Raw genomic sequence first — 20,380 nt, 5'->3', positions numbered from 1 at the left:
GTATAAGAGATAGATGAACTTTCACCGTGTACATGTAGAGGTCACAAACATCTGTGGCCTTGCGTGCAGTTTCTGTCCCCCGAAAAATCAACCCTCAAAAAGCATGGACAGGGCACTTTTTGAAAAGACGTTAAACGAGTTAAAACCCTATACAAAGACATTGGCATTTCATGTCATGGGAGACCCGCTTACGCTTTCCAACCTTGCTTCTTATCTTGATCTGGCTTATGAGAAGGGTTTTGAAGTAGAACTCACGACTAGCGGATACTACCTGACTAAGACCCCTTTTTCTACACTTTTTCATCCGGCTGTGAGACAGATAAACATCTCACTTAACAGTTACAACAAAAACTCTTTAAACATGAGTTTTGAGGATTATATGGAGGGTGTCTTAAAGGTCTGTGAAGAGAAGCTCAAAAATCATCCCAAGCCGTTTATAAACCTGAGAGTCTGGAACCTGGACGAGCAGTTTTCAGAAAGCACGTTCAATGAAAAACTTTTCCATTCTCTTGAGCAGTTTTTTGCTGAGAAGATCGATGTCGATAAGATATATAAAGAGAGGATCAAGTCACTTCGTCTGGCTTCAAAGATACTGCTTAATTTTGACAGTTATTTTGAATGGCCTTCGCTTAGTTCAACTCATTACAGTCACTCAGCATGTTACGGATTGAAATCACACATAGGAGTACTGGCAAACGGTACAGTCGTTCCATGCTGTTTGGACGGTGAGGGTGTGATAGATCTTGGCAACATCGGTCAAACACCCCTAAAAGAGATACTAAACTCAAAAAGATCGCTCGATATGATAAACGGTTTTGCAGAGTCAAAAGCGGTTGAAGAGCTGTGTCAGAAGTGCAGTTACAAAGACAGATTTCAGGATACTTTATAATTAGTTTGATAGTTTTTTGATACAATGATAGTACAATAATTTAGATGGTTACAGGCGTTACACATTCGGTGTTAATAGGTGTTTATAAATGATGATTATAATAAGAAGTATAAGTTGAATATAGTTATAGCAGGTGCCGGAAAAGTCGGCTTCTTTCTGGCAAAAGAGCTGATGGAAGATAATGAAGTAACTCTCATCGACAGCAATGAGGGAACGATAAAAAATTTAGAAGAGAGCTTGGATGTCCTGACCATATACGGTGATGTCGAAGACCCGAATCTTTATAAGAACATTCAAAAAGATGTAGACCTTTTCGTCGCTGTTACAAATTCGGACGAAGTCAATCTCCTCTCCTCCTTGATCATAGATAATATCGTCGATGTAAAAAAGAAGATCGTCCGGCTTAGAAACAACTTTTTTATTAACGACAACATTAAAAGAAAACTAAATATCTCTACGATGATAACTCCTGCGATTGATGTCGCGCAAAACTTCAAATACCTAATAGATTTTCCACACATAAGCAATATCAAGACTTTTGAGCAGACTGAGGCACTTTTACTCTCCATCAGAGCACATGATGAGTTTGGAGATACTTCGATCTATGATTTTATACACAAATACAACAATAAGATCGTAGTCGCCGGGATTGAAAGAAAAAGTCAGTTCTTTGTTCCGGACGAGACAGAAATGATACAGCCAAGAGATGTCATCTACTTCTTTCTTTTTCCAGAAGCGGTGAACTCTATAAGAGAGAAGATATGCGATGAGGTAGATAACAAGCCTCTAAAAAACTGCATCATCTACGGAGCAACACAGCTTGGTATGGAGATAGCTAAAGTACTGGCAAAAAAAGGTCTCAATATCAAATTGATAGATAAGAGTCTGGAAAACTGCCAACATGCCAACACTACTTTGAAAAACAGCATAGAAGTGATAAAAAGCAACTATAACAATCTTGATGTAGTGTTAGACAGTTTTACGGGAGAGATAGACCTTTTCGTGGCTGCGACCACCGATGATGAGTTTAACATCATAAAATGTATAGAAGCAAAACAAAAGGGTGTGAAAAAGATCGTCGGTATCTATAACAACAACCAGTACGCGACGCTGATGAGAAGACTCGGCATAGAAGTAGTGCGCGGCGAGAAGATGAACGCTTACTTTACCATACTTGAAAAGATAAACTCGACAAAACTTGTCACACAAAAAGCGTACTGCAACGGAGCAGGGACTGTTTGTCTGAGAAAGATCTATTCGGCTTCAAAACTTATAGACACAAAACCTTTTATAAGTGATAAATTAAACAAAAAGGGAAGTTTTTACGTTCTTAGAGATGAAAAATTTATCCTTTACAAAGATATAGGCAAACTGCATGAGGGCGATATTATCATCGCATTTATGAAAAAAGATGACTCAAAACTCATCACGACATGGCTAAAGCAAAACGACAGTGAATAAAAAGAATATATTTAAATTTGTTTCTATCGTCGGGATAGTCGTATTTACAACTCTTCTTATCCCGCCTATCGTCGGTTTTTTCTACGGTGAAGATGTCACACTTTATCTGCTTACCATACTTGCTTTTTTAGCTGTTAACGTAGGGATATTCGCTTATCTAAAAGATCATGATATAAAACTCAGTATCAAAGAGAGCATCATCTCGGTCAACATTGTATGGCTGCTTTTAGGAGTAGCGGGAGCGATGCCCTATCTTTTGCTTACCAATGTCGGATTTGCGGATGCTTTTTTTGAATCGATAAGCGGTTTTACGACGACGGGAGCGACTATTTTTCAAGATATCGAGGTACTGCCGCACAGCATCTTGTTTCATAGAAGTCTGACACACTGGATAGGCGGTATGGGGATCATCGTTCTCGGGGTCGGACTGCTTCCTCTTTTAAATCCCAACGGTTCCTTGACCCTTTTTAAAGCGGAATCGACAGGGATATCGCTGGACAAGATATCTCCGAAGATCAAAGATACCGCGATAAAACTCTGGGAGGTCTATCTTCTTTTGACAATAGCGGATTTTGTACTGTTAATGGTCTTTGGTATGAACTGGTTCGATGCCATAAATCATGCTTTTTCTACTATATCTACAGGCGGGTTCTCGACAAAAAATACATCTCTTGGTTATTTTCACAATGACTTTATCATCTGGGTGACGACATTCTTTATGTTTATCTCGAGTATAAACTTCTTGTCGCATATACGTTTTTTACAGGGTGACAGGACAGCGTATGCACATGAAGAGGCTAAATGGTTTGGATTTATCGTTATCGTGTTGTCGATACTTCTAACGGTCGTACATTATCTAAACAGTCACGATAGTTTCTATACATCGCTTACACACTCGTTCTTTTCCATAGTGTCGGTATCGACATCGACGGGATTTGCAACAGTCGATTATGAGACATGGGGAAATATCTCGATCATGCTGCTTTTCTTCGCGATGCTTTTAGGGGGAAATACAGGCTCAACTGCCGGCGGTGTAAAGACCATCAGACATATCGTGTTTATCAAGAATATCGTTTTTGAGATCAAAAAGACACTTAACCCAAATACGATATCTTCTATCTTTATTGACGACAAAGAGATCAAAAGTTCTACGATACGCTCAATCTTCGGATTTTTATCGCTCTTTTTTATGACAATATTCGTGACTATGGTCTACCTTTATGCAAGAGGGTATGATGAGATGACCTCTCTTTCGACCGCGATATCGATGGTAGGAAACATCGGGCCGGGCTTTAACCTGACGGGACCAAGCGAGAACTATGCCTTTTTTACATGGTATGACAAGATAGTCCTGTCATTTTCTATGATAATCGGAAGGCTTGAGTGTTACACCGTTTTTATAGCGTTTAGCAGTTTCTTTTGGAGAAAGTTTTAAAGTAGCGACTTGTGGATGGTCTCCATATCCACATTTTGTTCTACATGTAAAGCAAACTCTTCGATCGCTTTTTGTTTATACTCTTTGAAGTCGTACCCTTTGTACTCTTTGTTTACCTGTGAGAAGAGTTTTTTTCTAAATTCATCGCTGTCAAAAAGTCCGTGGACAAACGTCCCGTAGAGGTTTTTTTGTTTTTGGGAGAGTTTTTTTGCAGTCGCACTGTGTATTTCATACCCTTCGACTTCGCAGTCAAAGATCTCATACTCCTCTTTCTTGACACTCTTTTTCTCTTTAAAGACGACATCGCCTTTGAGTCTGCCGAAACCGTCTATCTCTTTGATATCCGATTCGACGGCGTTTGGATCGAGGATGCGTTCAAACATCATCTCATATCCGCCGCAGATAGCGACTATAGTCTTTTTCTTTGACATTATAATGTCTGTAAATCCCATCTCTTTTAGCCACAGCATATCATCCACGACTCTTTTACTTCCCGGCAGGACTATCACGTCATATCCATCTGCTGCTGCGGGGGTCGAAAGAAAGGAAAGCTCTATCTGTTCATCTGCGACAAGAGGTTCGAAGTCTGTAAAGTTACTGATATGCGGGAGTTTTATAACACCGACCTTTATGATCGCCTTTGATGCGTCTTGAGTGTAGTTGAAAATGGACTGGCTGTCTTCAAACCCGAGATTAAAAGGTTTGTAGGGGATCACGCCCAAGACCTTTATGCCAAAACGCTCCTCTAAGATATGAACGCCGTCGTCAAAGAGCGTGATGTCTCCGCGGAACTTGTTGATGATGACGCCGATGATGTTCTCTCTAAGCGCTTTTGGCAGAAGTGTATAGACACCTATGATGGATGCGAATACTCCGCCTCTTTCGATATCTGCGACAAGGACGATCTTCGTCTTGAACTCTTTTGCGATATAGATATTTGAAAGGTCTTTATCCATCAGGTTGAGCTCAACAGGACTGCCCGCACCTTCAGCCACGATACACTCATACTCTTTGCGAAGTTTTTTAAACGCTTTTTTTGCATGCGGTCTTAAAGAGTGGATATTTTTGTAATATTCGTGAACATCGATGTCCGAGACGGCTTGTCCGTTGATGATAAGATGAGCGCTGTTTTTGGAGCCTGATTTTAAAAGGATGGGATTCATAAAATGCGATGTCTTTATGCCGATGGCTTCGGCTGCAAAGTGCTGAGGTATGGCTATCTCTCCGCCGTCGTCACATACTCTGGAATTGTTTGAGACGTTTTGTGCCTTAAAAGGTGCGACCTTGACACCGCGTTTATGTAAAAGGTAGGTAAGAGCAAACGAGATAGTCGATTTTCCTGCATCGCTGCTCGTACCAAAAACGCTGAGAGAGTTCAAAATGATCTACCTTTATGCAAATAAATATCGTTAATCAATACAGGCTGTAATTATTTTAAATTATATACCTTTTATGCTGTGAATTTTCTATCAAAATGCTTAATATATGGACACTTTTTGTAATTTATCGGTAATCAAATATCTGTAAAATCTCGGACGCATTGTAAGAGTGTAAGTTATGTTATTAATAAGGTATATATAAAAAATGACTATAAAACAGAAGATAATGGTCGGACTCGGTGTCATATTTTTTGGGATAACCGTAAATATTTTTGTTGTGTATTCGAACAACATAAAAGTGTATAGATTAAGCGAATTGACGGCGGAAGAATCTGTACCATATGCTCTTTATGCCTCTGATGCGATCTATCAGACGGCGCAGTTCGAGCAGTACATCATGAAAGCCTGCCTGACTAAAAACCCGGATCTCATAAGTGAAGCAGAAGTCGCATACAACGCATTTATGAAAGATATGAGCAAGTTTGAAGAGATGTTCAAAAAAGCGAACGATAAAAAGAACATGGACGGCGTCAAACTGATCAAAAAAAATATGGAAGATTTTCTTCAAAGCGGAAAGGATATGATAGACAACTACGGCATCAGCGAAGAGGATGCAGCGTGGAGTCTAGAGATATTTGACAAGCAGTCCGTTTCACTGATACACGATGTGACAAAACTAAAAGACCTGCAGGTAAACGTAGCGATACACAACTCTAAGATGACTATGGAAAAGGTTAATTTTACAAAAATATTTTCCGTCGCCATCGGTCTGTTTAACATGTTCGTCGGTATGATAGTAGGGTTTATACTTTTAAAATCTATTCTTTCATCGATCAAAAAGTTTGGCGACATAGTCGAGGTAGTGGCAAATAACCGCGATTTTAGCCGCGATATCACACTAAACGGAAAAGATGAGCTCTCAGAGATGGGGCAGAAGATCAATACTTTGGTTTCTATGCTGCGTAACTCTTTTGATGAGATCAGATCGGCATCGGGTCAGAACCTTTCAGTCGCATCGGAACTTTCATCTACGACTTCACAGATAGGAAAATCTGTCAAAGAGGAGTCTGAGATAGTCCAAGAGACTACAAGCGAGTCAAATGCAACTAAAGAGATCATTCAAAGATCGGCTCAAGAGGCTCAAGTTGTCAAAGAGAGATCTATAGATGCTAGAAGCGCATTGCAGGAAGCTCAAAAATCACTCAGAGATACAAACGCTCAACTTTCATTGACAGTCGAGATAGAGGTCGAGATAAATTCGAAACTCAACTCTCTTTCAGTAGAAGCATCGCAGGTAAAAGATGTGTTAAACGTTATTTCCGACATTGCAGATCAGACGAACCTGCTTGCACTTAATGCAGCTATAGAAGCGGCGCGTGCAGGTGAACACGGACGCGGTTTCGCAGTCGTTGCCGATGAGGTAAGAAAGCTTGCCGAAAGAACGCAGAAAAGTCTTGTAGAGACAAATGCGACGGTCAATGTCATAGTGCAGTCGATCAATGAGATAACAGAGCAGATGAACGAGAACAAAGAGCGTATAGATGCCCTTGTAGAGTCGTCATCTGAGCTTGATAATAACACTGAACTGGCAGTCGGAATCCTTTCAAATACGGTCGTAGATATTGAAAGACTGGCAAACGATTCAAATAAAAATGTTCTCTCTATAGAAAACATCATCTCTAAGATGGAACATATAAACTCGCTTTCTACCTCTAATGCAAAAAGTGTCGATGAGATCAATTTAAAAGCGGAACATCTTTCAGATATGGCGAAACGTCTAAGTTCTCAAATCGCTATCTATCATACATAAGAGAGTTCAGTTTTATAACTGACAGTCACTCATCACCTTTTTCCAGCTTAAGTCGAAGTTCTTGGTCACATACTTTTTAGTATGGGGCACAAGACACTTTGAACAGTCCTGATGGATCGCGTCCCCGTAGACTCCTTCGGCACCGTTTTTTGACTCGATGGAGCAGAAACTGTATTTGGTCTTACTTCCTATCTTCTCGACTCCATCGTCTTTAAAGCGAAAATGAGGGCAGGCGCAGAAGTAGCAGTTTAGATAGTCCGTATCGTGGCACTTGTCGCCTCTTTCATAAAGCGGACAGAACTCTTTTTCGTTTTTCGCCATGTTCTCATACTCAAAATACTCGATTATCTGCTCTTTGCCATAACCTTGTGCAGTCAGTTTATCTATGATCTTTTTGTGTTTTACGGCATGTTTTTCATACCAGTCGATATAACTCATTTTTTGCTCCTGGATATGATGAGGTAGATGAAAAAAGGTCCGCCTATAAATGCGGTGATGACACCTATAGGGAGCTCGCTCTGGGTGTTTATGACCCTTGTGAGCATATCACACAACACTAAAAATACTCCGCCAAAAAGTGCTGTTTTAAAGATGCGTCTGTTAACCGTGGATGGATACAGCTTTGCCACGGTGTGAGGCACTACAAGACCTACAAACCCTATGGGGCCGCTTATACTGACCATCACCCCGATAGCAAATGATGAGATCAAAAGAAGAGTGACGGTCACTTTTTTTGTGTTTACACCCTTTGATCTTGCATTGTCATCGGAGATGCTCAGAAGCTGGAGTTCAAACCTGTAAAGATAGACAGCGATCAGAAGTATGGTCGCTATAACGGCAAAAATGACAGGATTTTGCCACCCTATACTTGAGAGCGAACCCATAGTAAAGCGGATAAGCATATCGTTTTGTACAGAAGTACCGAGGTAAAATATGACCATCAGAGCCGACGTGAAAAAGAGCGAGAGGGCGATCCCTAAAAGAAGGATAGACTGGTTTTGCGATGTCTGTAAATATTTTGACAGCCATATAAGCAGGATCACGGTCGCCATCGCGCCAATAAAGCCAAACAGACTGATAGCGGCTATCCCAAAAGCGATGGTGGCGATCCCGAGTTTGATGGCGATGCCGGCACCCAGTACCGCTCCGCTGGAGATCCCTAAAGTGTAGGGTGTCATAAGCGGATTTCGAAAAAGAGTTTGAAACAGAAGTCCGCTGAGTGAGAGTATGACACCGGCAAAAAAAGCAAACAGTTCACGGGGAAGTCTTAGTTCGAAAAATATTTTAGAGCTCAGTGAGTCGTAGTTAAATAGTTCGTTTACATGTATGGGTGCACTGCCAAAGAAAGGCGATAAAACGAGAACTAATAACAGTAATATCCATACTAACCATTTACCCATATTTCATCCGTAATATTATTTCATCAAAAAGATTGTGTATTCTACCTAAAATAATTTGATAAAGATTTTCATATATTTCAGGAGTATACTTTAAGCAAGACATAATAATATAAGTTAACTTTATTATGCCAATAAAGGAGCTGATTATGAAACGAATATCTCTCTATAGCGCTACGACGGTAGCGATGTTATTTACACTCTTTGGTGCACAAAACGCTTACGCGGTTCCAAGTTTTGCCCGTCAGACAGGACTTAGTTGTGTGATGTGTCATGCCGGAGGAGAGTTTCCGGCATTAACCGATATGGGACGTCAGTTTAAATTGACCGGTTATACAATGGGCGGAGGGGAGACGAAGATGCCTCTTCCTTTATCCGCTATGGTTCAGGTGGCTTTTAGTTCTACTAAAAACGGTTCTGATGCTACAGCGGCTGCAAGCGCTAATGGCGTGAATGAAAACAATAAAGTCAATTTTCCTCAGATGAGTATCTTTTACGGTGGTAAGATCTATGGTAATTTAGGTGCTTTTGTACAGATCACATATGATTCTTCAGACCTGCCCGAAGATCTGACTACAAGAAGAATAGCTGCGGATAATACAGATATCCGTTACGGCGACACAACAAAACTGTTAGGTAACTCTTTGATCTACGGAGCATCACTTAACAATAATCCGACAGTACAAGATATCTATGCAAGTACACCGGCATGGGGCTTTCCATGGGCAACTCCGAGCATCGCTGCAGGCGTTCCCGGACCTATCTTGGAAAGTCTTGGCGGTAATGTCGTAGGATTAAATGCGTATGGACTTTATGATGATACTCTTTATCTTGAGCTAGGAGGCTATCAAGACTCACATACCAGAGACGATGTATTGAAAAACTTGACTTTTAATGGCGATCCTATCGATGTACAATCAGGTGGTACAGGGGTTTTAAAGGGTACTGCACCATATCTGCGTGTGGCTCTTCAACATACATTCGGAGATAACTTCGTAATGATAGGCGGCTACGGTTCACACATAAATATTGAACAAGACGGTACAAACGAACTTGATGAGTACAGCGATGTGGCGATCGACGGTGAGTATCAATATATAGCTGATAAACATTCGTTGACCCTTACTGCTAGAAATACCTGGGAAACACAGACTTTACACGGTAGTTATGCTATTGACTCGACGAGTGCTAATCTTCACCAATCTCTTTCTGTATTCTCTTCGATGGCGGCATATACTTATGATTCAAAATATGGAGTGACTCTGGGATACAATCAGGCATCCGGCACGGGATATATTTCAAGCCAGGATTCAAGTGCCTATATCTTACAAGCATGTTATACACCAATACAGAACATACGCTTAGTCTTACAAGATATGATGTTTACAAAGTTAAACGGAGAAACAGGCAGTACGGCATCTGATAACAATACCATGACGCTTGGTGCATGGCTTATGTTTTAGACAAATAGTTTAGATTGTTCCATTTTCTATCTATGTCGAAGATGGAACTTCTTTACTCATATTTAACGGCCAAAGATTCAAAATCTACATTGTAAAGTCTTCTTAGATTTTCAGTAATGAAAAAATCGCTTTGGAAGTAGAAAGTACTCTGCTCTTTTATGAAGACTACAGGACTGTCTATATAAGAAGCGAGATGCAGATCATGGGTGATCAGGATGATCTGATGTGATCTTTTAAGATCTTTTATATGGTTTGCGATTATCTTTGAGTTGTGCGGGTCAAGATTTGCACTTGGTTCGTCAAATATAATGATCTTACTCTCCTGTGCGAGTGCTTGTGCTATAAGGACAAGCGCCGTCTCTCCTGAGCTTAGCGATGTGACAAGATGATCGCTTAGATGTTCGATCCTGAGAAATTTCAGATTGTTTACGGCGATATCCTGATCCTCTTTAGAATAGTCAAAAAAACTTTTTTTATAGATAAAACGCCCCAAAAGTACAAACTCAAGCACGGTTATATAATGGTCGTAGATCTCCAGTTTTGCCGGTATATAAGCGATATCCTTTGCGATCTCCTCAAATGAAAGTTCTTTGATATCTCTGTCGTTTAGCTTTATCTCGCCATGGTACTCTATAAGATTGCAGAGTGCTTTTGCGAGTGTACTTTTTCCAGAACCGTTTGAACCCAGTATCGTCAAGTGATCGTTTATCTGAAGGTCTACGTCACGCAGTATCGTCTTGTCAGCATATCTGCATGTAAGATGCTTTATCTCAATCATTCATCTCCCTGCAAAGTCTTTTGATCGTCTGTGCCACTCTTTGAGAAGGGATATGCAGATAACTCTCATCGACTATCGATATTTTTTTGTTTCGTGACGCTTCTGTGGGGATAGCATACCAGTTATGAAGTGCTTTTTTCACATCGACGTTAGGCTCTGTCGCCATCGAGTGCAGGATGATTATCTGCTGCGGATTCAGTGCTATGACGTTTTCATAGCTAAGGACAGGCTGGCTGAGAACCTCTGATGTGTAGGCGTTTGTGTTGCCGCAGGCTTTTATGATATCTTCAAAAAATATATTATGTCCCGCAATATAGATGCCGCCTCTTAGATCCTCTTTTAGTCCGTAGACTATCATCACCGAGTGAGGTTTGTTTGCTTTTTTGGCATCTTTTAATGAGTCGTCTATCTCTTTGACGAGCTTAGCGGCATTCTCTTGTTTTGATATATTTTTTGAAACCGTCATAATGGAGTCTTTGATATCATCGATGGTCTGAAGTCGTATCATCAATGTCTTTATGCCGAACTTTTGCAGTTTTTCTAAAGTAGCCAGGTTAGAGTCCTGACCGATCACCAAGGTGGGTCGTAAAGCGATGATCTTTTCAAGATTTGGACGGCTGTAACCGCCGATGATAGGAAGATGCTGTGCCTCTTTGGGGTAGAGTGAATAATCACTCGTAGCGACCATCTCATCCCCGCCTCCAAGTGCATAGACTATCTCCGTGATGGAGGGGCTCAAAGAGATGATCCTCTCATTGCCCCACAAAGTGAGCACAAAAAATAAGATGATAAAAACAGTTTTTATGCTCAAACTTTTTTCCTTAGAACTTAGCGTTTAGACCAAGATAGAGGCTGCGTCCTGCAGTCGCATAACCGTCCACTGTCTGGTAGTATTCATCTGTTAAGTTGTCAATTTTACCATAAAAGGTTACATTGTTATTTACTTTGATATTCGTGACGAAGTTGGCTATTGCGTACTCGCCTGTCTGCGCACCTTGATTATCGGCTGAATCATATCTTGTACCTATGTACTGAGCGTTTATGCCCAGATCAAAATCATCGGACACGTAGTAGATCACACTTGCATCGATCTGATTTTTCGGACGGCGTGCCAGTGCTTCACCATTGACGTTTTTTGCTTCGATATATGTGTACATCGCATTGACGCCGATAGAATCGAAAAAGTAGTCTTTGTAGCCTAGTTCGATACCTCTGAATTTTGCTTTTCCAGATGCCTGTACATATGCCCAAGTCGTCATATCGTACTCGATCAGATCTTTGATCTCATTATAAAATCCCGTCACCCAAAGCGTGTCATTACCGAGCGTAAGATCGCTGGTAAAAGATTTTTCGGGTTTTAAGTCCGGATTTGCACCCCATTGACCGTAAAGTTCGCCTAGAGTCGGTGCATTAAAACCTGTTCCGACGTTCGCACTCACGTAGATATCGTTATGGATGAACTGTTTTACACCGACTTTTCCGGTAAACGAATCATCAAAGTTATTGTATTTATCGTAACGGACAGATTCTGTAACGATAGTGTTTTTACCGCTAAGCATCTCAAATTTATTGTAGTTTGTTAAAAAAACCGACTTTGCATCGAAGCTTTTATTTGTGTTCGCAGTGATCTCTTTTTGTTCAAACTTTTGATAAGAGCCGCCGACTCTCACAAAACTGTTTTGCAGATATTTTATCTTATCGTCAAGTTTGTACTCATCGACTGAGCCTATGTATCTGTAATGTGTATATGAACTGCTTATATAGTCTCTGTGAAAATCAGAGAGATTGTACTGCAGTTTCAGATCGTTGATAGAGTCTTTGTGTTTAAGAGCTAAAGTATAAAAACGGTTTTGAAGAGTAGTCTGCGGTACTTTTGAATCACCTGTAATACCTGCACCGGAATCGGAATGGCTCAAAGAGTTGATACTCTGCACGCCGGCTTCCACTCTGTCATTTTCCGTCAGATTTATCCCCAATTTTGCATTAAGCGACTTGTTGTCGTAAGCATCTTTTTCCAGTCCAAGTTCATCATATCTTTTACCGTAGTCGGCTTCGCTTTTCTTAGGTTCTACTGCTGAAAAACCGTCGGTGTTATAAAGGATCCCGCCGATAGTCAAGTCGTATTTATCCGTAGCATAAGAGGTCTGTAGAGATGTCTTTATACTGTTGTAAGAGCCGTATTCTGCATTGACCGCTGCGTGCAGACCTTTTTTCGGTTTTGAAGTGATGATGTTTATGACACCTGCGGTCGCATCTGCGCCCCAGACCCCTGACTGTGCACCTTTGATGATCTCTATCTGATCGACATTATAAAGCATGATCTGCTCGAACTGAGCTGCAGCACCTATGTTTGTCGGATCGTTATATCTTACGCCGTCGATAAGGACCAAAGTCCTAGACGAATCCATACCTCTAAGAAAAAACGAGCTGTTCGTCCCGACTGCGCCGTTTTGTACCATAGGTATGTTGCCGAGTCTGCTTAATGCTTCTGCAAGGTTAGTGACTCTTGACTCTTGGATATCGTCTTTTGTGATGATCGTCGCACTGTCTGTTATATCTTTTTGATCGATGCTTGTCCCTAAAGAGGAGGTCACGTTGATCGTCTCAAGCGTATAGCTGTTTTGCGCGTAAAGCGAACTTATAAGTGATGCCAGTATTAGAGATATTTTTATATTGTTTTTCATTAATTTCCTTAGTTTATTTCATATTTTTTGGTTACATGTAAGAAAAAAATGATCAAGGCGGTGATATGGAGGTGTTGAGTGTGACAAATATCTGCGGTTTTGATTTTTGTTTAGGGTGGAGCTTTATAGCTTTACGGGTACGTCTTTTGTAAAAACAGTTACAATGGCAAGGCTTGAAAGAGAGCTCTAGCGTACCTAGTGTGGCGGCGAGTTCCTCATCTTCCTCTAAGGCTTCAAGTTCATCGCTGTAAAAGTTTGCCATATGGAAAGTCTGCACGCGTGAGCACTGAGCACTAAGTGTCACTTGGTTGACAGTAGCGGTGATGGCGCGCAGGGTAAAATAGTTTTTACCGAAACCTTTAGGTAGTCTCATATCTCTCTTTTATAATGATTATAAGTAATCTTTGCCGAAATTGTACATAAAAGTAGGCTAAAATATGCTTATGAAACTTTCCCATTTAAAACAACTCATAACCTATTTCAAAAAATTTGAAAAGATCAGTGCAATATACAGAGTCTCCGACACCATCATAAAAGTGGCGTTTGACAGAGATGATGAACTTTATTTTGATATGCAGCGTTCAAATTCGGCTGTCTTTACATGTAAGAACTATACCCGCTCAAAAGTCTACAACGCGCCTTTTGACGTAGTGCTTGCAAAGCGTTTTAACCGCTGTGAAGTGGAGGATGTGTCACTTGTCTCCGGCGATAAGATACTTCGCTTCACCACTGTCCAAAAGGGTGCGTATAAAGAGATACGGACATATCTGCAGTTTGAGTTTACGGGAAAATACACAAACGTCATCATACTTGATGAGAGTGAAACGGTGTTAGAGGCTCTGCGCCATATCGACCTTTTCTCCTCATTTCGCGAGGTAAGGGTCGGGCAAAAACTTCTGCCTCCTCCCGCAGCGCCTTTTGTCGCTAAGGATTACCCGATAGAGGATATCCGGAAGTTTTTAGAGGATGTCTACAGCGAGAGGGTACATAACAGACTAGAGACACTTAAAAAGCAGAAGATCGCACTGTTGGAGAAGAAACTCTCACGCCTGCAGAAGCTTTATGACAAACTTGACGATGAAGCAGTCTTGCGAAAAGATGTAGAGCAAAACGAACATCTTGGAAATCTTGTCCTCGCAAACCTGCATCTTATTAAACCGTATGAAAAACTCTTACATGTAAAGGATTATGACGGAAGCGACGTGCAGATAAAACTTGAGAGTTTCTTTTCAACTCCCGCAGATATCGCGAAGCATTTTTTCAAGCTCTCGAAAAAAGCGAAACAAAAAGCGAAAAACCTGCATATCGAGCGTTCATCGTTAGAAGAGAAGATGGAGTTTTTAAGACACTTCATCCAGACGGTAGAGAGTGCCCGCGATGTTTCGAAGATAGAGCTGCTTTTCCCTGCAAAGAAGCAGGATAAAAAAGTAAGACAAAACGAGTCCATCGAGCAGTTTTTCATAGACGGCTATAAGGTGATGATAGGAAAAAGCGAGAAAGGCAACATCGAACTTCTGCAAAATGCAAAAGCAAAAGATATGTGGCTGCATCTAAAAGAGAGACCTTCGGCTCATGTTATCATCGTTACGGATAAACAAAGCCTTCCTCAGCATATCATCTATGAAGCTGCAAAACTGTGCGTAGATTTTTCCGTATTTGAAAAAGGACGCTATTTGGTCGATTATACCCAAAGACGTGAAGTAAAGATACAAGAGGGTGCGAACGTTCTTTACTACAAATACAACACGATAGAGGTTGATAACACTCTTTAAGGAGAGTCATATGGCATTGGGACCAGTTGGAAATGCTATCTATGTAAACCAACAGATGGCAAGCGTATCAAGTGAACACACCGCAAGAAACAACCGTATAGATATGCAAAATTTTACTGCCGGGATTGCTGTCACCCAAGAGGAAAAAGAGGTCAAAGAGGTTCGTCCTGCCGAAGAGAACCATATGGTCGATGAGGACCGTGAACATCAAAGACAAGAGCATGACGAGGAGCAAAAAAGGTCTCCGAAGAAAGAAACTGAGCATATAAAAGATGAGAATGGTGAAGATATAGAGATACATCATTTAGATATTAAAGTCTGATTGGATATAATAACTCATCAATTTTTAAAATGGATTTCTCATGCAGATAATGGATAAATTAAACTCTAGTAAAGATAGGGTGATCACAGGTCTTGGACTTTTAGCGGCAGTTTTGGTTGTAGGGTTCATAGACAGCTTCTTACTTACATGGCTTGTCTTAGGTATTGTTTACCTATTGGCTTTTAAGGAGGCGAATGAACTCTTCGGCATCGACAATAACTCTCTTTTCTTTTACGGCGCGCTTTTATGGCTTGTAGCTTTGTTTTATCCATACGGAGATGATCTTTTCGTTATAGCCGGCGTTATCTTCTTCGGTGCTGTTGCATATACACAAAACATACCTTGGAAGAACTTTTTACCGTTTTTATATCCGACTGCAGGGATGCTTTTCTTCTGGACGCTTTACCAAGAGTACGGAATGGTCTCGCTTTTATGGCTGATAGTTGCAGTAGCAGGGACTGACGTAGGTGCTTACTACGTAGGTAAAAGTATAGGCAAGACACAGTTTTGTATTACAAGCCCGAACAAGACGATGGAGGGTGTCGTAGGCGGAGTCGTTATAGCGACACTGCTAAGCTTCTTTATCGGTATCACGTTCGTGGACCTTACAAAAGCGATCATCATCTCATTACTAGTCTCTTTGGCATCGATATTCGGTGACCTTTTTGAGAGTTATTTAAAACGTCAGGCAGGCGTTAAAGACAGCGGAAATATACTTCCGGGTCACGGCGGTGTACTAGACAGAATAGACGGCTATCTGTTCGGTGCTATCGTTATGCTTGTTCTTCTTCGCGGTCTGGTATAACATTGATAATACTCGGATCTACCGGCTCCATCGGAGTCAATACACTCGCTATCGCCGAGCGTTTTAATCTCAATGTAGATGTTTTAGTCGCGGGCAAGAACATCGCTCTTTTAAATGAACAGATAAAACTCCATAAACCAAGAACAGTCGTCGTATCAGAATATGAGGACTGTAAAGATGTCCATCACGATAATGTCCTCTGTGGAGAAGAAGCGATACTTGAGGCTATTGAAGGTTCAAACAGCTCTTTGGTCGTAAACGCCCTTGTAGGTTTTTTAGGACTTCGTCCGACACTTAAAGCCATTGAATGCGGTAAGCGCGTGGCTTTGGCGAACAAAGAGAGTCTGGTCGCTGCGGGCGCATTTGTAGATACTTCTAAGATACAGCCCATCGACAGCGAACATTTTGGACTCTGGTACTTGTTACAAGACAGAGCGATCTCTAGTATGACCATAACGGCAAGCGGCGGAGCGTTTCGTGACTGGGACCTTCGGGACTTGCAAAATGCGACGCTCGAAGACACGCAAAAACACCCTAACTGGTCGATGGGGCAGAAGATAACCATAGACAGTGCGACGATGGTCAACAAGATGTTCGAACTTTTAGAAGCACGTTGGCTGTTTGGCGAGGGCAGATATGATGCCATCATTGAGACAAAGTCTCTTATCCATGCGCTTGTGAACTTTAAAGACGGCTCGACTACGGCACACATTGCAAATGCATCTATGCAGCTTCCTATCTCCTATGCGATCATGAACAAGGTCGATGAACAGATACTTGAACCCGTGGATTTGGTAAGAGCAGGCTCATTGGAGTTTAGAGCTATAGACGTGAGGCGTTATCCGATATGGCAGATAAAAGAGGAACTCTTGAAAAATCCAAAAAGAGGCGTTGTCATTAATGCTGCGAACGAAGCGGCTATCAAGAAGTTCATAGCCGGTAAAAACGGCTTTTTGGATATCTCCTCAGACATCTTAAAAGCGTATGAAAAGTTTCAAGACGAGCCGAATTCCATAGAGGATGTTTTTACTATCGACAAAGAGGTAAGAACATTCGTTCAGGGCATCTGATGAAGACGCTTATACTTCACGGCTGGGGCGGGAGTGATTATCCTCACTGGCAGAGTTATCTTGCAGGCGAGCTTGCTAAAGATTACGGAACGGTCTGTTTCCCTCTTTTGACAGATAAGGATGCTCCGAAAAAAGATATCTGGATGAAGCAGGTCAAAGAGCTGCTTCAAGAGTTCAAGCCCGACACCGTCGTATGCCACTCTTTGGCAAACACACTTTGGTTTCATCTGTGTAATGAGGCTGAGATAAAAAGAGTCAAAAAACTCTTTTTAGTAGCACCGCCGAGCCTTACATGTAAGATAAGCGAACTCTCCACATTCTTTCCTGTAGATGTACCAAAAGAACTGTTTGCCGATGAGGTGACGCTTGTCACATCGACGAATGATGAGTATATGAGCCAAGAGGAGGCTGTGTCTTTGGCAAAGGATCTTAGTGTCAAACATATAATCTTACAAGATGCAGGGCACATCAATGCAAGCAGCGGCTATGGAGAGTGGAGCGAGATAGTAGAGTGGGTAAAAGCATAAACTACATCGGCTCAAAAGCCAATCTTCTCTCTTTTTTAGAAACTAACATAAGTGATGTAGTAAAAACCGATCTCTCTCATATGGTATTTTGTGATATCTTCGCAGGCACGGGAGTCGTCGGAGCTTTTTTCAAAGCGAAAGTCAAAAAAGTGATAAGCAACGATTTGGAGTATTACAGTTACGTTCTCAACCGCAACTCCATAAAAAATACACAAGATTATAGACTTTATGAAAAGTATATCGATGAGCTAAACAACTTACAGATAAAAAGTGGCATTATCTATAAAAACTATGCACTCGGCAGCGGAAGTAAAAGAAACTACTTCAGCGATGAGAACGCTATGTTGATAGATGCGGCTCGAAAGCAGATAGAAGAGTGGCATACGAATGATAAGATAGATGAGGAAGGGTACTTCTTTTTGCTCGCTTCGCTTTTACAGAGTGCTGACAGAGTCGCAAACACCGCTTCTTTATACGGAGCGTTTTTAAAGATGTTGAAAAAAACCGCGCAGCAGAGGTTGGTCATCCTGCCTGCAGAGTATCAGGCATCGACAAACATCAATGAGGTGTATAACAAAGATGCAAACGAACTTATATCTGAGGTAGAGGGTGACATCCTTTATATTGACCCGCCATATAACCATAGACAGTACGGGGCAAACTATCATATATTAAACACGATCGCACTTTATGATGATGCACCTTTTCACGGAAAGACAGGTGTGCGGGATTATGTCAGTTCCGCATACTGCAAGAAAAGCGAGGTCTATGAGAGCTTCGAGGAGCTGATACGTGATGCAAGATTCAAGTATATCTTTGTAAGTTATAATAATGAAGCCTACATGGAACAAGAGAGAATTAAAAATATTATGTCAAAATACGGAAATTATTTGCTGAAAAAGCAAGAGCACCAAAGATTTAAATCATATAAGAAGTATAGAGCCTCGACTGAGGAACATCTGCATATATTAATAAAGGAAAATCATTGATATTATCAATAGAAAGTTCATGTGACGACAGTGCGGTAGCTATCACCGAAATAGCTACATGTAAGCTGATTTTTCATAAGAAGATATCTCAAGAGCTGGAGCATTCGGTATACGGGGGTGTCGTTCCTGAGCTGGCTTCACGCTTGCATGCAGAAGCACTTCCGCGGATACTTGAACTTTGTAAACCTTACTTTAAGGACTTAAAAGCCGTGGCGGTCACGACGACTCCGGGACTTGCAGTGACACTCATAGAGGGTGTGACGATGGCAAAAGCGATAAGTATAGCTCTTAATATCCCTATCATAGGAGTCAATCATCTCAAAGGGCATATCTACTCTCTGTTTATAGAGAAAGAAACGGATTTTCCTTTGACAGTCTTGCTGGTATCGGGCGGTCATACGCAGGTGATAGAAGCGAAGAGTCTTGAAGAGATGAAAGTCGTGGCCTCCACAATGGATGACAGTTTTGGTGAAAGCTTTGACAAGGTCGCAAAGATGATGGACCTTGGTTATCCGGGTGGTCCAGAGATAGAGAAGCTCGCAAAAGACGGGGATAGAAAAAGATACGATTTTACGATCCCGCTGCATCAATCTCCAAAGATAGCATTTAGCTACTCGGGGCTCAAAAATGCGGTCAGACTTGCAGTGTTAGAAGGAACGAAAGAGGACTATAAAGATATAGCCGCTTCGTTTGAGCATATAGCGACAGCGCATCTCATCCAAAAAATTAAAAAGTATTTTAAAGTAAATCCTCCAAAAAAGTTTGCTATAGTTGGAGGTGCAAGTGCAAATCTCTATCTGCGTGAACAGATAGAAAAATTGTTAGCCCCTTATGGTGCCTCACTTTTACTTTCGGAGTTGAAGTATTGTTCGGACAATGCGGCGATGATAGGAAGAGTAGCGGTAGATATGTACGAGAAGGGAATGTTTACTTTACATAATGAGTTGGAAGTCAGTTCAAGAAGTGAGCTTTAGACTTAAGTGAAACTTAGTCCAAAAGTGATATTGGCTAATTAAGACAAAAATTATCCGATTTAAGTAAACTACCGTCATCAAAATAATAAAACTAAAAATAAGGAGCCAATATGGCAACAACAATGTTAAAAGGTAACACAGTTAATTTAGCTGGTAATGAAGTAAAAGTTGGTGATAAAGCACCTCAAGTAACAGTAACAAACTCAGAAGGTCTTGCTGATAAAGTTGTGGGCGGTGCTCAAGGTAAAAAACAACTAATCGTTGTTGTTCCTTCATTAGATACTCCGGTATGTGCTACTGAAACTCGTCAGTTCAATGCAAAAGCTGCTGAACTTACAGATGTTGATGTAACTATCGTATCTATGGACTTACCATTTGCTGCTGGACGTTTTTGTTCAACTGAAGGTATCTCTAACCTAACTGTTGCTTCAGACTTCAGAAACAAAGACTTCGCTAACGCTTACGGTGTACTTATCGCTGACGGTGCATTAGCTGGTGTTACTTGTCGTGCTATATTCGCAGTAGATGCAAACGGTATCGTAACTTACAAAGAGATCGTTCCTGAGATCACTGAAGAGCCTAACTACGATAACGCTCTTGCAGCAGTTAAATAATTAACAACCTA

At 41.2% G+C, this 20,380-nt stretch carries 20 protein-coding genes; 13 read left to right on the top strand and 7 right to left on the bottom strand.

What is annotated here, in order from left to right; genetic code table 11:
- The first annotated feature begins 13 nt into the window (after positions 1–13).
- The 3 genes from WCX87_RS10590 (at position 14) to WCX87_RS10580 (ending at position 3,785) form a co-directional block, all read left to right on the top strand.
- Positions 14–889 carry a radical SAM/SPASM domain-containing protein gene (locus WCX87_RS10590; RefSeq protein WP_345979851.1) on the top strand — a complete coding sequence of 292 codons (876 nt, stop codon included), beginning with the start codon at positions 14–16 and terminating at the stop codon, positions 887–889.
- Between the two features lie 114 nt (positions 890–1,003).
- The gene (locus WCX87_RS10585) at positions 1,004–2,350 is read left to right on the top strand and encodes an NAD-binding protein (RefSeq protein WP_345979849.1); all 1,347 of its coding nucleotides are present in this window, start codon (positions 1,004–1,006) and stop codon (positions 2,348–2,350) included.
- On the top strand, positions 2,343–3,785 hold the full coding sequence (locus tag WCX87_RS10580; protein WP_345979847.1) for a TrkH family potassium uptake protein: 1,443 nt from the start codon (positions 2,343–2,345) through the stop codon (positions 3,783–3,785). Before WCX87_RS10585 ends, WCX87_RS10580 begins: the two co-directional genes overlap by 8 nt.
- Here the strand turns inward: WCX87_RS10580 and WCX87_RS10575 are convergent.
- Positions 3,782–5,164 carry a cobyric acid synthase gene (locus WCX87_RS10575; protein ID WP_345979846.1) on the bottom strand — a complete coding sequence of 461 codons (1,383 nt, stop codon included), beginning with the start codon at positions 5,162–5,164 and terminating at the stop codon, positions 3,782–3,784. The two genes, WCX87_RS10580 and WCX87_RS10575, sit on opposite strands and share 4 nt — an antisense overlap.
- 205 nt (positions 5,165–5,369) lie before the next feature.
- On the opposite strand from WCX87_RS10575, the gene WCX87_RS10570 reads away from it, so the two are divergent.
- Positions 5,370–6,974, top strand: coding sequence for a methyl-accepting chemotaxis protein (locus WCX87_RS10570; protein ID WP_345979844.1), 1,605 nt, complete (start codon positions 5,370–5,372; stop codon positions 6,972–6,974).
- A gap of 12 nt (positions 6,975–6,986) precedes the next feature.
- Here the strand turns inward: WCX87_RS10570 and WCX87_RS10565 are convergent, their stop codons facing one another.
- Together WCX87_RS10565 and WCX87_RS10560 are read right to left on the bottom strand one after the other, a co-directional pair.
- Positions 6,987–7,412, bottom strand: a complete 426-nt coding sequence (locus WCX87_RS10565; protein ID WP_345979842.1) for a hypothetical protein — start codon at positions 7,410–7,412, stop codon at positions 6,987–6,989.
- Complete coding sequence (locus WCX87_RS10560) at positions 7,409–8,374, bottom strand: iron ABC transporter permease (protein ID WP_345979840.1); 966 nt, start codon at positions 8,372–8,374, stop codon at positions 7,409–7,411. Before WCX87_RS10560 ends, WCX87_RS10565 begins: the two co-directional genes overlap by 4 nt.
- Positions 8,375–8,520: 146 nt before the next feature.
- Here WCX87_RS10560 and WCX87_RS10555 point away from each other — a divergent pair, with 146 nt between their 5' ends.
- Entirely contained in the window at positions 8,521–9,834 is a 1,314-nt protein-coding gene (locus WCX87_RS10555) for a hypothetical protein (RefSeq protein ID WP_345979839.1), read from the top strand.
- Between the two features lie 52 nt (positions 9,835–9,886).
- Here WCX87_RS10555 and WCX87_RS10550 read toward each other — a convergent pair whose 3' ends face one another.
- From WCX87_RS10550 to WCX87_RS10535, 4 genes are read right to left on the bottom strand one after another with little or no spacing between them, the layout of a single operon-like run.
- Positions 9,887–10,612, bottom strand: a complete 726-nt coding sequence (locus WCX87_RS10550) for an ABC transporter ATP-binding protein (RefSeq protein ID WP_345979837.1) — start codon at positions 10,610–10,612, stop codon at positions 9,887–9,889.
- Entirely contained in the window at positions 10,605–11,423 is an 819-nt protein-coding gene (locus WCX87_RS10545; RefSeq protein WP_345979835.1) for a helical backbone metal receptor, read from the bottom strand. The genes WCX87_RS10550 and WCX87_RS10545 overlap by 8 nt, the downstream gene beginning before the upstream one ends.
- Before the next feature lie 10 nt (positions 11,424–11,433).
- Positions 11,434–13,296 (bottom strand): TonB-dependent receptor, encoded by a 1,863-nt coding sequence (locus WCX87_RS10540; protein WP_345979834.1) that lies wholly within the window; start codon positions 13,294–13,296, stop codon positions 11,434–11,436.
- 52 nt (positions 13,297–13,348) lie between these two features.
- On the bottom strand, positions 13,349–13,669 hold the full coding sequence (locus WCX87_RS10535; protein WP_345979833.1) for a hypothetical protein: 321 nt from the start codon (positions 13,667–13,669) through the stop codon (positions 13,349–13,351).
- A 70-nt stretch (positions 13,670–13,739) separates the two neighbouring features.
- Here WCX87_RS10535 and WCX87_RS10530 point away from each other — a divergent pair, with 70 nt between their 5' ends.
- From WCX87_RS10530 to tpx, 8 genes are all read left to right on the top strand, one after another.
- Positions 13,740–15,068, top strand: coding sequence for an NFACT family protein (locus WCX87_RS10530; protein WP_345979832.1), 1,329 nt, complete (start codon positions 13,740–13,742; stop codon positions 15,066–15,068).
- 10 nt (positions 15,069–15,078) lie between these two features.
- Positions 15,079–15,390: a hypothetical protein gene (locus WCX87_RS10525; RefSeq protein ID WP_345979831.1), complete on the top strand. Its 312-nt coding sequence runs from the start codon at positions 15,079–15,081 to the stop codon at positions 15,388–15,390.
- Positions 15,391–15,439: 49 nt separating this feature from the next.
- A complete protein-coding gene (locus tag WCX87_RS10520) occupies positions 15,440–16,195 on the top strand; it encodes a phosphatidate cytidylyltransferase (protein WP_345981114.1) in 756 nt (251 codons plus the stop codon).
- Positions 16,196–16,197: 2 nt separating this feature from the next.
- The gene (dxr, locus tag WCX87_RS10515; RefSeq protein ID WP_345979829.1) at positions 16,198–17,265 is read left to right on the top strand and encodes a 1-deoxy-D-xylulose-5-phosphate reductoisomerase; all 1,068 of its coding nucleotides are present in this window, start codon (positions 16,198–16,200) and stop codon (positions 17,263–17,265) included.
- A complete protein-coding gene (locus tag WCX87_RS10510) occupies positions 17,265–17,792 on the top strand; it encodes an alpha/beta hydrolase (RefSeq protein ID WP_345979827.1) in 528 nt (175 codons plus the stop codon). The genes dxr and WCX87_RS10510 overlap by 1 nt, the downstream gene beginning before the upstream one ends.
- Positions 17,789–18,781: a DNA adenine methylase gene (locus WCX87_RS10505; RefSeq protein WP_345981113.1), complete on the top strand. Its 993-nt coding sequence runs from the start codon at positions 17,789–17,791 to the stop codon at positions 18,779–18,781. Before WCX87_RS10510 ends, WCX87_RS10505 begins: the two co-directional genes overlap by 4 nt.
- Entirely contained in the window at positions 18,778–19,755 is a 978-nt protein-coding gene (gene tsaD / locus WCX87_RS10500) for a tRNA (adenosine(37)-N6)-threonylcarbamoyltransferase complex transferase subunit TsaD (protein WP_345979825.1), read from the top strand. Before WCX87_RS10505 ends, tsaD begins: the two co-directional genes overlap by 4 nt.
- A 110-nt stretch (positions 19,756–19,865) precedes the next feature.
- Positions 19,866–20,369, top strand: coding sequence for a thiol peroxidase (gene tpx / locus WCX87_RS10495; protein WP_345979823.1), 504 nt, complete (start codon positions 19,866–19,868; stop codon positions 20,367–20,369).
- The last annotated feature ends 11 nt before the right edge of the window (positions 20,370–20,380 follow it).

The organism is Sulfurimonas sp. HSL3-2 (assembly GCF_039645965.1).
Lineage (GTDB): Bacteria > Campylobacterota > Campylobacteria > Campylobacterales > Sulfurimonadaceae > Hydrocurvibacter > Hydrocurvibacter mobilis.
Note: the sequence above shows the minus strand (reverse complement) of the source record. Positions and strands in the feature narration are given on the sequence as shown.

Excerpts from the sequence above, each read along its gene's own strand:
- WCX87_RS10590 (WP_345979851.1), top strand. The coding sequence starts at position 14 with ATGAACTTTCACCGTGTACATGTAGAGGTCACAAACATCTGTGGCCTT.
- WCX87_RS10570 (WP_345979844.1), top strand. The coding sequence starts at position 5,370 with ATGACTATAAAACAGAAGATAATGGTCGGACTCGGTGTCATATTTTTT.
- WCX87_RS10565 (WP_345979842.1), bottom strand. The coding sequence starts at position 7,412 with ATGAGTTATATCGACTGGTATGAAAAACATGCCGTAAAACACAAAAAG.
- WCX87_RS10560 (WP_345979840.1), bottom strand. The coding sequence starts at position 8,374 with ATGGGTAAATGGTTAGTATGGATATTACTGTTATTAGTTCTCGTTTTA.
- WCX87_RS10555 (WP_345979839.1), top strand. The coding sequence starts at position 8,521 with ATGAAACGAATATCTCTCTATAGCGCTACGACGGTAGCGATGTTATTT.
- WCX87_RS10550 (WP_345979837.1), bottom strand. The coding sequence starts at position 10,612 with ATGATTGAGATAAAGCATCTTACATGCAGATATGCTGACAAGACGATA.
- WCX87_RS10540 (WP_345979834.1), bottom strand. The coding sequence starts at position 13,296 with ATGAAAAACAATATAAAAATATCTCTAATACTGGCATCACTTATAAGT.
- WCX87_RS10535 (WP_345979833.1), bottom strand. The coding sequence starts at position 13,669 with ATGAGACTACCTAAAGGTTTCGGTAAAAACTATTTTACCCTGCGCGCC.
- WCX87_RS10530 (WP_345979832.1), top strand. The coding sequence starts at position 13,740 with ATGAAACTTTCCCATTTAAAACAACTCATAACCTATTTCAAAAAATTT.
- WCX87_RS10525 (WP_345979831.1), top strand. The coding sequence starts at position 15,079 with ATGGCATTGGGACCAGTTGGAAATGCTATCTATGTAAACCAACAGATG.
- WCX87_RS10520 (WP_345981114.1), top strand. The coding sequence starts at position 15,440 with ATGGATAAATTAAACTCTAGTAAAGATAGGGTGATCACAGGTCTTGGA.
- WCX87_RS10510 (WP_345979827.1), top strand. The coding sequence starts at position 17,265 with ATGAAGACGCTTATACTTCACGGCTGGGGCGGGAGTGATTATCCTCAC.
- tpx (WP_345979823.1), top strand. The coding sequence starts at position 19,866 with ATGGCAACAACAATGTTAAAAGGTAACACAGTTAATTTAGCTGGTAAT.